Genomic DNA, 14,845 nt, shown 5'->3' with positions numbered 1-14,845 from the left:
TTCTTAATTTAACCAGTTTGTTCTTGAGGATCTGTAATCAAGCCAACATTAGGCACACCAGCTGCTTGTAAAGCAGCCATGGCTTGAACCACTGTGCCATAGTCAACCTGCTGATCACCTTTGATTAACACTAAGCGGTTAGGTTTAACCTTCATTATTTTGGCAACTTGCTTTTGTATTTTTTCTAAGGAAACAGCTTGCTCCTGGTCCTTACCAATATTGATATAATAAGTACCATCGGGTTTAACCGACACAACAATTGCTTCTTCATCCTCCTTAACATCAAGAGGCTTTGCATCTGTCTTAGGCAAATCCACATTCACACCCTGCGTTAACATAGGAGCAGCCACCATAAACACAATCAAAAGCACCAACATCACATCAATATAAGGCACTACGTTGATTTCAGACATCGGCTTTCGCCGAATACGTTTAACAGCCATTATGGTTATCCCTGCCTAGATCGGGTGTGTACTTTGCGATGTAAAATACTGGAAAACTCATCAGAAAAAGTGTCATAGCTATTTAATAACTGATCTACCTTTGCAGAATATTTGTTGTATGCAACCACTGCAGGGATAGCAGCTAATAGCCCCATTGCTGTTGCAACCAATGCTTCTGAAATACCTGGCGCCACCGTTGCTAAAGTTGCTTGGGTTTGGTTGGCTAAACCTCGGAATGAGTTCATAATCCCAATAACTGTACCAAATAGCCCAATATAAGGACTAATTGAGCCTACCGTTGCAAGGAAGGGAAGATTTTGCTCTAAGCGCTCTTGCTCTCTTGCCAGCGCCACTCGCATGGCACGCTGAGTACCTTCCATTACTGCATCAGGATCAGCATTAGAGTCCTGACGTAGTCGAGTAAACTCTTTAAAGCCTGCTCTAAACAAATGCTCCATACCATTATCAGGATCAGGTTCATTGGTAACTTGGCGAAATAATTTACTTAAATCCATACCTGACCAGAACCGATCTTCAAAGGCAATTGCACTTCGCTTGGTATTCGACAATAAAAAACCACGTTGTAAAATCATGACCCATGACACAATAGATGCCATGAGTAGTACCAACATCACTAGTTGTACAATCCAGCTGGCGCCGGCAATTAAGGACCAAATTGACATTTCTGCCACAATACTTACCCTCAAGCTATTTTATGTACGGTGACACAGCCTCACCAGGCGAAAGGCCGATCATACCACCTCTCTTTACATGTTTTCGTGAAATTACCTAGAGTAATTGTATTTTTTGTTGCAAACTGGTTGGAATCATTGTTGGCCTCATATTAATTGGCGACACACAGGCCACTTTTACTTCAGCTTCACAGCACAATGTATTTGTCCGACAATTAACTACTTGTTGTATAAAAATAATAGCTACTTTTGTCATCTTTTTTACAACTGCTGTCACTTTTAATTCATCATCCAACCTAGCTGGGCTGCGATAGTTTATTGATGAACTATGGACAACAAACATCACATTTTGTTCGAGAAGCGAGTGCTGCTCAATATCTAGGCTACGCAATAAGTCAGTACGCGCCCGCTCCATAAACTTCAAATAGTTTACGTAATAAACAATTCCACCAGCATCAGTGTCCTCATAATATACTCGACAGTGAATAGCAAAATTATTCACACACGGTTTCCTCAAATAAAAATCCAACGAGAGCCACACCCTATAAACAGAAGCGCAGTACTAGCAAATCATACAAGATTCATAGTGTTTTCAAAAATAGGGCTGGAGCATTTTATTGAGTTGATCAGCAAGCAGCTAGATCAAGACTGCTCGGGCACTGAAAGCCCGAAGTGAAGATAGGCCCGTTCGGTAACCACTCGACCTCTTGGCGTGCGCATAATAAAACCTTGTTGAATTAAATAGGGCTCCAGTACATCTTCAATAGTATCCCTCTCCTCACTAATGGCAGCTGCCAAACTATCCACACCTACCGGGCCACCAGAAAACTTTTCAATCATAGCCAGCAACAGTCGTCTATCCATCTGATCAAAGCCTTGACTATCAACATCAAGCATACTTAAAGCCTGATCAGCAATCTGCTGGGTAATCACGCCAGTTCCTTTTACTTCTGCAAAATCCCTCACTCGCCTTAATAAACGATTAGCTATTCGCGGTGTACCTCGCGATCGTTTGGCAATCTCTATTGCCCCTGCTTCTTCAAGGGATACGCCCAGTATCCTTGAAGAACGCTGAACAATAATGGCTAAATGTTCTACAGAGTAAAATTCCAACCGCTGAACAATACCAAAACGGTCGCGTAAAGGAGAGGTCAACAAACCTGCACGGGTCGTAGCACCAACTAAAGTAAAAGGAGGCAAATCAAGCTTAATAGAACGTGCTGCAGGTCCTTCGCCAATCATAATATCCAGCTGATAGTCTTCCATTGCAGGGTATAAGACTTCTTCAACCACAGGGCTTAAGCGATGAATTTCATCGACAAATAACACATCACCTGCCTCCAAATTGGTGAGCATAGCAGCTAAGTCTCCCGCTTTTTCTAGCACTGGCCCTGAGGTAGTTTTTATTTGCCCCCCCATTTCGTTAGCCAAAATATTGGCTAAGGTGGTTTTTCCCAGCCCTGGTGGCCCAAAAATCAGGGTATGATCCAACGCCTCGCTACGCCTTTTAGCCGCTTCGATAAATATACTCATTTGCTCACGCACAGACGCTTGGCCGATATAGTCTGCCAAACTTTTCGGGCGAATCGCACGATCTTGCTTTTCTTCTATAGGGTTTGAAGTAGTAGTGATTAAACGATCAGCTTCAATCATCGTCTATAGGTTACCTGTTTTGTCAGCCTAGCTGGTTCGCCGCTACTTTTTACTAATAAAGTCTTTTACTAAAGCGATTCTCGCCCAGTTTATTACAACTTAATATTGTCACATGCTGCTTTATTGTAATAAATGAGCTGTTAAACCATCGCTTTTAACGCTTGACGAATTAATTCTTCACGGGGCAACTCCTGGTCGGGGAGCGCTTTGATTGTTTTAGCCGCTTGCTGAGGTTTATAGCCCAATGCTACCAATGCACTAATCGCATCATCCAAATGACTGGCAGCCGGTATTGAGATTTGTTGACTAGTATTTGAAGTCACATCTGCATCAGCAGGCAGCCAACTTGCCAACTTATCACGCATCTCAACCAGCAAACGTTCAGCTGTTTTTTTGCCAACCCCAGGCAGTTTAACCAAGCTTGCAACGTCATTATCCTGAACCGTTCGCACAAAACTTTCAGAACTCATACCAGACAATATAGTGAGAGCCAGCTTAGGCCCTACGCCATTCACTTTAATCAGTATCCGAAATAACTCTCTTTCCTGCCTGGCAGCAAAACCATACAACTGTTGAGCATCTTCTCTTACTACAAAGTGAGTATGAAGCACGACAGACTGCCCGACTTCTGGCAACTGATAAAACGTTGTCATGGGTGCATCTACTTCATAAGCCACCCCTTGGACATCAATCAACAAGTGCGGTGGTTGCTTTTCCAGTAAAATCCCGTTAATTCGACCAATCATTACTCAATATTCTCATTGACTATTTCGTACACTATTAATGTATCCAGCCTTAACAGATGTGGAGCAAGCATTTAGATGCCCTACTAACGGATTCGACGCCGACGGACACTACGAGCGCCGACAATTTTAATCAAGCCTTGCTGGGTATGGGCATGACAGAGAGCAACCGCCAGCGCATCTGCAGCATCACTGGGTGGACAACGATTCAAGCACAACAACTGTTGTACCATATGCTGCACCTGACTTTTTTCTGCACTACCTTTACCAACCACAGACTGTTTAATTTGTCGTGCTGAATATTCAGATACTGGCAAGGCATGGTTAACTGCAGCCACTATAGCAGCACCTCTCGCCTGCCCTAACTTTAATGCTGAATCAGCATTTCGAGCCATAAACACTTGCTCCACCCCCACTTGCTGTGGAGCAAACTGTTCAATAATAGTGGAAATACCTTGAAAGATTTGCGATAGCCTTTCTGGAAGCAGCTCACCACTGGTGCGAATACAGCCACTGGTCACATATTCACAACGACTACCCAACTGATTGATTATGCCATACCCAGTTACTCTCGAACCGGGGTCAATACCAAGAATAAGGCTCATATTACGTTAAAAAAAGGCTATTTTAATAACACTGTACACTTATACATAACTTGAAGCCAATTTTATTTTGAGCCACCTCTTACAGAGTAATGGCTAGACAGTTACAAAGTAGCAACGTTAGTTACTAAAAACCTGTACCTTACATGCCATTTTAAGCGTAGGCTTATACTGTAACTGACAATAAGTAAAATAAAGATGGAATCATCCTGGTTACTACTCAAAATATCAGCCACAGTTGGCTTACTGTTTTTGCTAATGTTATTAGGTTGGTGGTTAGTTGCTTAGCAACTATCAAGCTTAATGGATTCAAAAACAAGAACGGCCACTAGACTGTTAGTGGCCGCTGAATAAATAATCGTAGTCTATTGATCTACTTCAAATATTCAAAAAGCAAAGATATACCCGTTATTCCAATGCCTCTGCAGGGAAGTCTGCATTAGTATAAACATTTTGCACGTCGTCCAGATCTTCTAACCGATCAATCAACTTGATAACTTTTTCTGCTTGTTCATTATCAAGTTCCGCCATAGTAGAAGCAATCATTGTCACTTCAGCATTAGCAGGCTCCAAACCTGCAGCGACTAAAGCATCTTTAACCTGGCCAAAATCAGAAGGATCAGTAATAACATCAGTTGACCCATCATCATTGGCAATCACATCCTCAGCACCAGACTCAAGACTGACTTCCATTAATTGTTCTTCATCAGTACCAGGAGCAAAACTGAACTGCCCTTTTTTTGAAAATAAATAAGCAACCGAACCATCAGTACCAAGATTCCCACCATGCTTACTGAAAGCATGACGCACTTCTGCCACAGTTCTATTGCGATTATCCGTCATCACTTCAACGAGCACTGCCACACCACCTGAGGCATAACCTTCATAGGTAAGCTCTTCCATGTTGTCAGCTTCATTGGTACCAGCACCACGAGCAATGGCTCGATCAATGGTGTCTCTGGTCATATTGGCTGCCAGTGCTTTATCCATTGTTGCACGCAGCCGAGGGTTATCTTCAGGTATTGGACCACCCTGCTTTGCTGCAACAACCAATTCCCGGATGATTTTAGTAAAAACCTTTCCCCGCTTGGCATCTTGAGCAGCTTTACGGTGTTTAATATTGGCCCACTTACTATGACCTGCCATAATTCTTCCTCGCTAAGATTAAATCTAAGAGAGATAGATTTTTCTTCAATCTAATGAGTTAAAAAGGGTTAGCTGGTATCCAACTAACCCTTCAAATGTTGTTCAAATAATTATTCTGCAGCAGTTGACTTACGGAGTCTGATATTTAACTCACGAAGCTGTTTACTATCCACTTCTCCTGGCGCATCTGTTAACAAACAGGCAGCACTTTGGGTTTTAGGAAAAGCAATAACTTCGCGAATCGAGTTTGCACCCGTCAATAACATCACCAGACGGTCCAAACCAAACGCCAAACCACCATGCGGTGGGCAACCATATTTCAAAGCAGATAATAAAAAGCCAAACTTCTCTTCAGCTTCCACTTCACTAATGCCCAAAATATTAAACACTACTTGCTGCATATCTTGTTGGTGAATACGAATTGAACCACCTCCAAGCTCACAACCGTTCAACACCATATCATAAGCTCTGGACAATGCTTGTTCCGGGTGTTCTTGAAGCTCTTTAACAGAGCATGCTGGTGCAGTAAATGGATGGTGTAGTGGTGTTAAATTACCTTCACTGGCGTCTTCGAACATAGGGAAGTCAACCACCCATAACGGAGCCCACTCTTTAGTGTAAAGATTTAAGTCTTCACCTAGTTTTAATCGTAATGCCCCCATCGCCTCGTTAACCACTTTGGCTCTGTCTGCACCAAAGAAAACAATATCGCCATTTTCAGCGCCTACAGCTTCCATTACCGCCATCACTTGTGACTCGATATGCTTGACTATGGGGGATTGTAGCCCTTCCACTCCTTGGCTGAGGTCATTGACTTTAATCCAGGCTAACCCTTTAGCCCCATAGATACCGACATATTTACCATAATCATCAATTTGCTTACGAGTCAGCAGGTTAGCGCCATTGGGTAAGCGAAGTGCAACAACCCGGCCTTTCGCATCATTGGCAGGGCCATTAAATACTTTAAACTCTGCATCTTTAACCAGTTGATCGATATCAACCAGCTCTAGTGGAATCCGCAAATCTGGCTTATCACTGCCAAACCGTTGCATGGCCTCCTGATAAGTCATTCTTGGAAAGTCACCTAACTGAACACCCAACAAATCATCAAACACCTGACGTACTAAACCTTCTGCCATTCCCATAATGGCATATTCATCCATAAAAGAGGTTTCAATATCCACCTGGGTAAATTCTGGCTGACGATCAGCTCTTAAGTCTTCGTCACGGAAACATTTGGCAATCTGGTAATAGCGATCCATCCCTGCCATCATCAGTAACTGCTTAAACAGTTGTGGTGACTGAGGCAACGCAAAAAACTCGCCTGGATGGGTACGACTGGGAACCAGATAGTCCCTAGCCCCTTCAGGTGTAGCACGAGTCAAAATAGGGGTTTCAATATCCATAAAACCGTTCGACTCAAGATAATGCCGAATAATAGAAGTGAGCCTGGCTCTTACTTGTAGCTTTTCGAGCATTTCTGGGCGACGCAAATCCAGGTATCGATATTTCAAACGAATATCTTCCCCCACCTGAACATGTTCATCTAACTGAAATGGAGGCGTTGCCGCAGTATTCAGGATTTCTAAGGCACTACCTAACACCTCAACTTCACCGGTCTTCATATCAGGGTTAACAGTACCTTCAGGACGATGCCTAACCCGACCAGTTACTTGGATAACAAATTCATTACGTACTTTATCAGCTAAATTAAAAGCATCTTGCGTATCTGGATCAAATACTACTTGAGTGACGCCATTACGGTCACGCAAATCCAGGAAAATGACACCGCCATGGTCACGACGGCGATGCACCCAGCCGCATAAAGTTACTTCTTGATCAATAAACGAGGTGTTTAGTTCGCCACAATAATGGCTGCGCATTGGTAATACCCTATCTACAAATTATTCGTGGGATTAGCAAGAAAGCTACTTGTTTAGTGGCTAGCACTTGTAAAGCGCTTTCTTGCTTAATACCAGCTTACCGTACTAATTAGTAACAACCAGTTGCTTGTTACTTAATTACTTCCAGTTGCTGCTGGAGTTGAAGTTGCTTTTTTCTCAGTAGATGCTGACTTGCTGCTACCTGAGTCCACTAAGTTCTTTTTAGTACCGGTTTTAAAGTCTGTTTCATACCAGCCAGAACCTTTTAACCGAAAAGCAGGGGCAGACAGTAGCTTTTTGAGCGCATCTTCACCACACTGCGGGCAAGTTTTTAGTGGATCATCGCTAATTTTCTGAATGACCTCATGGGTATTCTCGCATTGGTCACAGAGGTACTCATAAATAGGCATAAACGACCATCCTCATCATAACTACTTAACCTACATTACAATCAACTCACAAAAGAGCGCCATTATAGCCTAACCAAAGAGGAAATGGGCAGCACTACAAAGGAAAAACTACTCAAGGAAAGCGTCACTACAACTTTCTAACTGAACACTGTTCAATCACCTATAGAGCGGAAGTTAATTTTTACAAACACAAAACCTACTGCTATAACTAATTCAAACATGATGCAAGTGTTGTACATTAACCAAAAGCGCAATAAAGCCACTCATTGCGCACACTGGGTATATCCTATACCAGTAGTTAAATATGATTTTTTACATTAAGTTATGAATTAGATGCATAAAAATTAAAACAACTTGCACCCAATTTAATATTTTTTTAATAATTATTCTTGAAAATTAAGCTATTAAATTAAGGTGGACTGTTTATTTTTTAGCCTAAATTAAAAATTACTAAATCAATGAGCAGTTTACCAAGCAATCTGCTCAGTGCATTTAGTTGATAATAATGCACTTAATACTAAAACTTGTGCGCTAACCAATTAACTAAACTATCACCCCTCCAAGGAGGGGTGATAGTGAAAAACCTTAGGAATAGGTAATCACAAATACCTTAGGAGTAGGTTCAACAATGAAAATACTTAAACTTTCTGCATTAGCCGCTGCAATAGTTGCTGCAACCACGTCATATACAACGCCAGTCCAGGCTGAGAGTTTTATCGACGATAGCTCTTTGCAGCTACATCTCAGGAATGTTTATTTTAACCGTGATGGTCGAACCAGCCAGAACCGATTTGATAACCGGGAGTGGGGGCAAGGACTTATGCTCAATTACTCATCCGGTTATTTTGCCGATATTATCGGGTTTGATATGTCTTATTTTGGCGGCGTCAAGCTTGATGACCCCGGCACAAACTTTACCAACTTTTCCCGGCGAGATTCAGAGCAAGATGGCATAGACAGCATCAGTAAAATTGCCCGCGCATTTGTTAAAGCCAAAGTAGGCGATGACAATATGAATCTAAACGCTATTTATGGGCGAGTAGGCATGGGAACCAATTTATTGATGACATCTGGTTCCCGTTTACTACCAAGCTCCTTTAAAGGGGGCATGATTGAGGCAAATCTTTATGGAGCAAAGTTTTACGTCAATCGAGTAACAGAAATCTCTGAACGGGATGGATCAAGCTTCGATGACTTTGGCAATAATGTTGACTATGTCAACACTTTTGGTGGCAGCTATGAGTTCGATAACGGCTTTGGCTTCGCTCTTGATTATGGTAGTTCTGATGATTTTTTAGAGCAAACATTTGCTAAAATCTATTACACCTTAGATTTAGGTAATGATACTTCTCTGTACTTAGAGGCCAACAAGCAGTGGTCTGAAGAGGATGGCGACAACTTTTCTCCCAGCGGATACGACTCTAGTTATACAAACTACAATGCTGAATTATCAGGTGGGCCAATCACAATTTCTCTTTCCCACTCCAGAATCGGCAGTGATGACTTCCAATATTCTTGGGATGGAGATAAAGATTACGGCCCCATCAGCGCCTGGACTTCACGAAACTGGTCTGACTTTAACTTCGAAAATGAAAAAACCTGGCAAGTTGCTTTTTCTTATGATTTTTCGGATATAGGAATACCAGGGCTGTCACTGGATACTGCGTATACCTACGGTTATGACATTGATGACAGAGGAGATACAAGACGTGACTCCGAGTGGGAGCGCGGATCCAATATTAAGTATTCCTTCCAGGATACTATGTTAAAAGGCTTATCTGTTCGCTGGAATAACTGGACTTATAGAGGGAATACTTTAGCCGGAGATACTAATGGTAACCGGATTTATATCGACTACAAAATAGATCTTTTATAGGACAGTAGCTACAAATCCAAGGGTAGCGATCTTCTATTCTCCAGTATTATTAAAACTAAGTAAAAAACGCCACCAAGTAGTAAAACAAGTGGTGTTTTTTATTGTTCACTCAAAAACACAACCCCACCAACAACCAATCCTTAATTTAGAACATACTTAATTTGTTGTTTTTGCGGTCCACGAAAGACTACTTTTTAATCAACCACATTTAATTCAACAAATACTACTTTAGTAGTACCTTACAATAGCAAATAAATACTATATAAAGCTGCCAAAAATGTACCATGATATGCCAACCACTTTGGCTTTTAGTCAATGTTATGTAGCCTGTTTAATGTCTTTATTTCACCAAACTTACATAATTCTTTAGTATAAAATACATGGCAAATTCTTTTACGTTTTTTGTAAGGGGATCAACATTTAGCATTGCAATACTTTTGATTTTTTATTAAAAACGGCATAATGCGTTAGTTCTTTATCAGAACGAGCAGTAGGATCTGTCAAAAAAGACATCAAGTCATAAAGTATTTTTTGCTCGCCATGGTGAGCAAAATATTAATTGGCTTTAATTGATGTCTACTCAAGAATATGCTGCAAAAGGTCATAAACGTAGTAGTTTGCAACATATTCTAACAGGATGATGAGACGCATTGGGTTGAGTAGAATTCAAGCAATTCAAATTAAGTTCCGCTTAACCGCAAACAGCAACCTGTAAGACAGTCGTGAGTAAGGAGATAGATATGCTTTTTATATCGCTCATTACGCACAACACCTTAGGAGTAGTTAGGAGTAGGTCACATAATGAAAACGTTTAAATTTTCCACGCTGGCTGCTGCAGTTGTTGCTGCATCTGCCGCCTCAATCACCACTGCCCAAGCTGAAGGCTTTATTGAAGACAGCACGGGTAACCTAAGCATTCGCAACTATTACTTTAACGAAAATGGCAAGAACGGTAACGACTTTGACCGCCGTGAGTGGGTCCAAGGTTTCCGTTTTGACTTTGTATCAGGCTATTTATTCGACACTATCGGCTTTGATTACTCAGCCGGCGCTGCATTCAAATTAGATGCACCAGGTAAAAACTTTACCAACCTGCCTAAAGATAAAGGTAGCAACAATGACGTCAATGATATTGGCGGCACCACTCAAGCTTATGTTAAAGCTAAGTTTGGCGATGAAAACCTAGGCCTAAATGCCAAGCATGGCTTAATGCAACTAGGAACAGCTACCTTTGGTACTTCTGGCTCACGTATTTTGCCTAGCTCAGTTTTTGCTACCTATTTAGAAGGCAACGTTAGTGGCTTAAAACTGTATGGCGCACGCATAACTAAGCATAGCGACCGTGATTCAAGTAATTTTGCAGATGCCCTGCAATCAAATGGTGTAAACGATAATGTTGACTACGTTAACATTGTTGGAGCTGCTTATGAGTTTGAAAATGGCCTAGGCTTTGAAGTTGAAGCAGGCAAGTCAGATGACTTCGTTGAAAAACGTTTTGCTAAAGCTTACTACACCATCGATATGGGTAGTGATACATCCCTATTATTAGATGCACGTTATGGCGAAGCAGAAGAAGATGGTAACAAATATGATGACACCCCTAATGATCGTGCAGAAAGCCGCTACTACAATGCAACTGCCACATTAAATGTTGGTGCAGCAAGCACTTGGGTAGGCTATAACCGTACCTATGAAGGTAACTGGATTAGTGAATACTATGGACAAGATTACGGTACATTCAACTCTAGCCTGAGCTTATGGCAGGACTATAGCCGTAAAGATGAAAAAGCCTGGGTTGTCGGTGTAGGTTATGACTTTTCTGACGCTGGCATTCCTGGCTTAACAGCTAAAGCTTGGTATGCTCGTAGTAATGGTATTGATACCGTTGATGCACAAGTAGCTCATGAAGGCGGCAGTGAATTTACCCAAGACTTAACTTATAAGTTCCAAACTGGTGCGCTTAAAGACTTATCTGTTCAGTGGCAGCACACTAGACTAAATAGCCCCAAAGCAGATAATGATGAAGACTCTCATCGTATCAAACTAATCTACGATATCGCTTTATTCTAATTTGAGCGACATCTAGATCACCTAGAAAACGCCACAAATGTGGCGTTTTTTTTGTTTTAATAATAATCAGCTCTCTATTCTTACTAAGACAAAGAAGACTATAAGTGGTACTGAATCTTATCTTTCTTAACCCATATCAAACACTAGCGCATCAACTCAATACGATTGTTGGGTAGCGCTACCACAAAGTCAGTTAAAAAAATGCACTAGGCTTACCCTCTACTCACTAGAAAATGAACCAGCTTTTTACAAAAACAAGGAAAAGCCTCTCCCCCCCTTTTTTAGCCAAGCATGCAATCTTTTATTTACTGCCTTTGAACGGAAACAGCCAATCTAACTAATATTCTGGAAACATTACGAACAGTAAATTGAAACACTCATAGGAAATGATCTGTGATTTTAGCTGATTGCTTACAGCTTTATGATGGCGCTCAGCAGATAATAAGAGCTTAACTAAGCCATATTCACGGAAGAAGTAAAGAAAAGAAAAAAGCAAAGCTAACCACTCGCCTATTTTGAAGCGACTTATTGGTAAGCTTTTTTAAAAGCAACAAAACTGCAAGAGCAGCCGCTTGACCACTCTTGCGAAAAACTGTTTTTACTAGCAGTAAAACAGTGACATGGTATGATTAGCTTAAAGCAAAGTCTTTCAGTTTTTTCAAAGGACGCACTTTAACCTGAACACTGGCAGGCTTAGCTTTAAACATCATTTCTTCACCAGTAAAAGGATTAACTCCTTTACGAGCCTTAACTGCAGGTTTTTTCTTAGTCGTTACCTTCATCAAACCAGGCAAGGTGAATTCGCCACAGCCACGCTTTTTAATATGTCTTTCAATCAGATCAGACAGCTCGTCCAATACAGCTGATACGTCTTTTTTAGTTAATCCTGTGTTCTCAGCTAACTCCGTTAAGATTTGAGTTTTAGTGTATCTTTCTTTAACAGCGGTTAATTTTTTTCCTGCCATTGCTAATATACTCCAGTAAAAACATGCGTCAAATTGGAAGCATAAAGTGATTTAACCTATAAACTCGCTAATTTACAGATTAACAACGCTTCTTTACGAAACGCTTTTCTTACCGACTTACACGGCACATTACCTACTTTTACAACCACTTTCATACCTACTTGTAGGCCCTCTGCTTTCTGCTACAGCATCAGTACATAAGACTTATACTGTAGCAATTTTTTGATGCTTTGGCCTAAACAAGCACTTAAATTTGCTTGCACTTCAGTGAAACAGTAGTAAATGCCTTGCAAAATATACGGCAACCAGTTTTATGCTAGACGTTATACGTATCATTTATAGCTGCACGAATAAGCCTACAATAAAAGTAGGATAAACAAGCAACTCTCGCAAGGGACTATAATATAAGTATTAGGGGTACGCACGCACTTTCTATAATTTTTTTTGTTTTTAGCTGTCTGTCACAGCATACCCTGCCAGAGCCGTATTTTGTTTAGCTATCTTCTAGAAGGATATATTGCAATAGCCATACAATAACGGTTTGTTATGAGCTAAAATAAAGCTCATGCTTTATCTCATCATTTTCAGATAAGCAGTGTTGTAAATGTTACCAGTAATAAACGCAAACCTTCGCTGTTTTCCTTATTAAAGCAGGTTAGCAAGGAGTAAAAACCAGCCTAAAGCAGCAGGCTGAATTGAATTAGTCACTTTTAAGGCGGTCCTATGTCTGCAGCAAGAAGGGCCAAACTCATCCGATCAACATACTAAAATAACAAACGATGAAACTATCGAAATATATAAAGTGTAGCCACCTATGGACAGGCATAATCAGTCTAGTGGCATTTTTAGTTAGCCCAGCAATCTATAAAAGCCGGTTTAGTGAGGTATACGCCAACTATAGCACAGTAGATTTATATAGCTTACCCGCTGTTACCCACTTATTAGCCATAGGATTAATCAGCCTGTTACTGGGCCTCCATTTAACGACTCCTGCTAACAGACGAATGGGGCAACTTCAGTTAATAGGTAGTAGTTGTTTTATAATTGCTAACCTCTCTCTGCTATTTTTTTGGTGGCAACACACTACTATTAGTCAGCTCAGTAGCCAGTTATGGGTGTGGTGGCTAGCCATTTTCGCAACTCTTCTTCAGCTTCTACCACGCTTACATTTATTTAAGACCAGTTTTCCTGTACTGGATACTTCCAACCGAAAAACCGGCTCCGTCAAGTGGTTCAATGTATCTAAAGGCTTTGGGTTTATCTCTCAAGATACTGGAGAAGATGTTTTTGTCCACTTTAAAGCCATACGGGGTGAAGGTCACCGAGCACTAATGGAAGGCCAACGGGTCGAGTTTTTAGTGACAACTCGGGATAAAGGCTTACAAGCGGAAGATGTAATACCTGCCAGAACGGAGGGCTAACAATAGCCCCTTCAATAAAAAGATTCACAATAAAGTATTTAAAATAAATCTAGCGGAATAACAGGCTATTCTTCCCCCACTCTTGAAGTGCCTTCCCTGGCCCCATCAAGAGCTAAAGCGACATCCCTGTCGCCGCTACAGAATACCCTGTTACCCCACTCCCCGCTTTTGCAACAAAGTATTAGTAATGGGGAGGCTTTTCATGACCACTAATGCCCTGCTCATTCATAATGGCAGTAATCGCCTGCTTTAATAAAGTCATCTGATTTGTTAATTGATCAATTTGTTGCTGCTGCTTGGTCACTACCTGATTAAGCTGATCAATCGTATCATCTTGAAAGGCCAGCTTAGTTTCCAGATCAATTAACTTGTTATCTAAGGTTTGCTCAGTCATTGGCATACTGCAAATAAGTGGTAAATAATGTACGTAGTTTGTCTTTCATTTGAATCACTGTCGCCTCATCATAAGGCTTGCAAGCGACTTTTCCCCATACAGGTTGTGGCCATGCAGCATCTGTTTCCCTTCTAGCAATCACATGAACATGCAGCTGCCTTACCTGGTTTCCCAAAGCCGCTACATTCATTTTAGTGGCTGCAAATAAATCTTTAAGTTTTTCTGCTACATAACTGATTTCCCACATTAACTGCTGCTGGTCATCTTCAGACAATTGATATAACTCTTGTATATCAGTCACTCTCGGCACCAATATAAACCAGGGGTAATTGGCATCATTCATTAATAGCAGCTGTGACAGCTTAAAGTCACCAATTAAACAAGTATCAGCAGCTAGCTGAGGGTCAAGCTGAAAAGTATCCATAATTCTCCAAACAGAATTGTTTTAGTCAATAATCCGTGGATTTATCGAACCATCCCCGATCCTGACAAATTATACTACATTTGCCTATACGGCTTTTAAGGTGACAAACCCTGCCCTCACAGC

At 41.1% G+C, this 14,845-nt stretch carries 15 protein-coding genes; 3 read left to right on the top strand and 12 right to left on the bottom strand.

Annotation, left to right across the window (positions count from 1 at the left end):
- Positions 1–8: 8 nt before the first annotated feature.
- The 9 genes from tolR to G4Y78_RS10470 all read right to left on the bottom strand — a co-directional run bounded on the left by tolR (position 9) and on the right by G4Y78_RS10470 (position 7,572).
- Positions 9–443, bottom strand: coding sequence for a protein TolR (gene tolR, locus G4Y78_RS10510; RefSeq protein ID WP_163832982.1), 435 nt, complete (start codon positions 441–443; stop codon positions 9–11).
- Between the two features lie 5 nt (positions 444–448).
- A complete protein-coding gene (gene tolQ / locus G4Y78_RS10505; protein WP_163836434.1) occupies positions 449–1,126 on the bottom strand; it encodes a protein TolQ in 678 nt (225 codons plus the stop codon).
- Between the two features lie 106 nt (positions 1,127–1,232).
- Positions 1,233–1,637, bottom strand: coding sequence for a tol-pal system-associated acyl-CoA thioesterase (gene ybgC, locus G4Y78_RS10500; RefSeq protein WP_222937679.1), 405 nt, complete (start codon positions 1,635–1,637; stop codon positions 1,233–1,235).
- Between the two features lie 140 nt (positions 1,638–1,777).
- On the bottom strand, positions 1,778–2,788 hold the full coding sequence (ruvB, locus tag G4Y78_RS10495) for a Holliday junction branch migration DNA helicase RuvB (RefSeq protein ID WP_163832980.1): 1,011 nt from the start codon (positions 2,786–2,788) through the stop codon (positions 1,778–1,780).
- Positions 2,789–2,928: 140 nt separating this feature from the next.
- Positions 2,929–3,534 carry a Holliday junction branch migration protein RuvA gene (gene ruvA, locus G4Y78_RS10490; protein ID WP_163832979.1) on the bottom strand — a complete coding sequence of 202 codons (606 nt, stop codon included), beginning with the start codon at positions 3,532–3,534 and terminating at the stop codon, positions 2,929–2,931.
- Positions 3,535–3,617: 83 nt separating this feature from the next.
- A complete protein-coding gene (gene ruvC, locus G4Y78_RS10485; protein ID WP_163832978.1) occupies positions 3,618–4,136 on the bottom strand; it encodes a crossover junction endodeoxyribonuclease RuvC in 519 nt (172 codons plus the stop codon).
- A gap of 405 nt (positions 4,137–4,541) precedes the next feature.
- Positions 4,542–5,279, bottom strand: a complete 738-nt coding sequence (locus tag G4Y78_RS10480) for a YebC/PmpR family DNA-binding transcriptional regulator (RefSeq protein ID WP_163832977.1) — start codon at positions 5,277–5,279, stop codon at positions 4,542–4,544.
- A 110-nt stretch (positions 5,280–5,389) separates the two neighbouring features.
- Complete coding sequence (gene aspS / locus G4Y78_RS10475) at positions 5,390–7,162, bottom strand: aspartate--tRNA ligase (protein WP_163832976.1); 1,773 nt, start codon at positions 7,160–7,162, stop codon at positions 5,390–5,392.
- Between the two features lie 134 nt (positions 7,163–7,296).
- The gene (locus tag G4Y78_RS10470; RefSeq protein WP_163832975.1) at positions 7,297–7,572 is read right to left on the bottom strand and encodes an FmdB family zinc ribbon protein; all 276 of its coding nucleotides are present in this window, start codon (positions 7,570–7,572) and stop codon (positions 7,297–7,299) included.
- Between the two features lie 628 nt (positions 7,573–8,200).
- Between G4Y78_RS10470 and G4Y78_RS10465 the strand changes: the two genes are divergently transcribed.
- Together G4Y78_RS10465 and G4Y78_RS10460 are read left to right on the top strand one after the other, a co-directional pair.
- Entirely contained in the window at positions 8,201–9,448 is a 1,248-nt protein-coding gene (locus tag G4Y78_RS10465) for an OprD family outer membrane porin (RefSeq protein WP_163832974.1), read from the top strand.
- 801 nt (positions 9,449–10,249) lie between these two features.
- A complete protein-coding gene (locus G4Y78_RS10460) occupies positions 10,250–11,518 on the top strand; it encodes an OprD family outer membrane porin (protein ID WP_163832973.1) in 1,269 nt (422 codons plus the stop codon).
- A gap of 629 nt (positions 11,519–12,147) precedes the next feature.
- Here G4Y78_RS10460 and G4Y78_RS10455 read toward each other — a convergent pair.
- Positions 12,148–12,483 carry an HU family DNA-binding protein gene (locus tag G4Y78_RS10455; RefSeq protein ID WP_163832972.1) on the bottom strand — a complete coding sequence of 112 codons (336 nt, stop codon included), beginning with the start codon at positions 12,481–12,483 and terminating at the stop codon, positions 12,148–12,150.
- A gap of 836 nt (positions 12,484–13,319) precedes the next feature.
- On the opposite strand from G4Y78_RS10455, the gene G4Y78_RS31530 reads away from it, so the two are divergent.
- Positions 13,320–13,904: a cold-shock protein gene (locus G4Y78_RS31530; RefSeq protein ID WP_329604956.1), complete on the top strand. Its 585-nt coding sequence runs from the start codon at positions 13,320–13,322 to the stop codon at positions 13,902–13,904.
- A 181-nt stretch (positions 13,905–14,085) separates the two neighbouring features.
- On the opposite strand, the gene G4Y78_RS10445 is transcribed toward G4Y78_RS31530, so the two are convergent.
- Positions 14,086–14,298 carry a SlyX family protein gene (locus G4Y78_RS10445; RefSeq protein WP_163832971.1) on the bottom strand — a complete coding sequence of 71 codons (213 nt, stop codon included), beginning with the start codon at positions 14,296–14,298 and terminating at the stop codon, positions 14,086–14,088.
- A complete protein-coding gene (locus tag G4Y78_RS10440; RefSeq protein ID WP_163832970.1) occupies positions 14,291–14,722 on the bottom strand; it encodes an HIT domain-containing protein in 432 nt (143 codons plus the stop codon). Before G4Y78_RS10440 ends, G4Y78_RS10445 begins: the two co-directional genes overlap by 8 nt.
- Between the last annotated feature and the right edge of the window lie 123 nt (positions 14,723–14,845).

The sequence above is a fragment of the Spartinivicinus ruber genome (assembly GCF_011009015.1).
Taxonomy (GTDB): domain Bacteria; phylum Pseudomonadota; class Gammaproteobacteria; order Pseudomonadales; family Zooshikellaceae; genus Spartinivicinus; species Spartinivicinus ruber.
The sequence above is the reverse complement of the archived record's forward strand: the minus strand, read 5'-3'. Positions and strand labels throughout refer to the sequence as shown.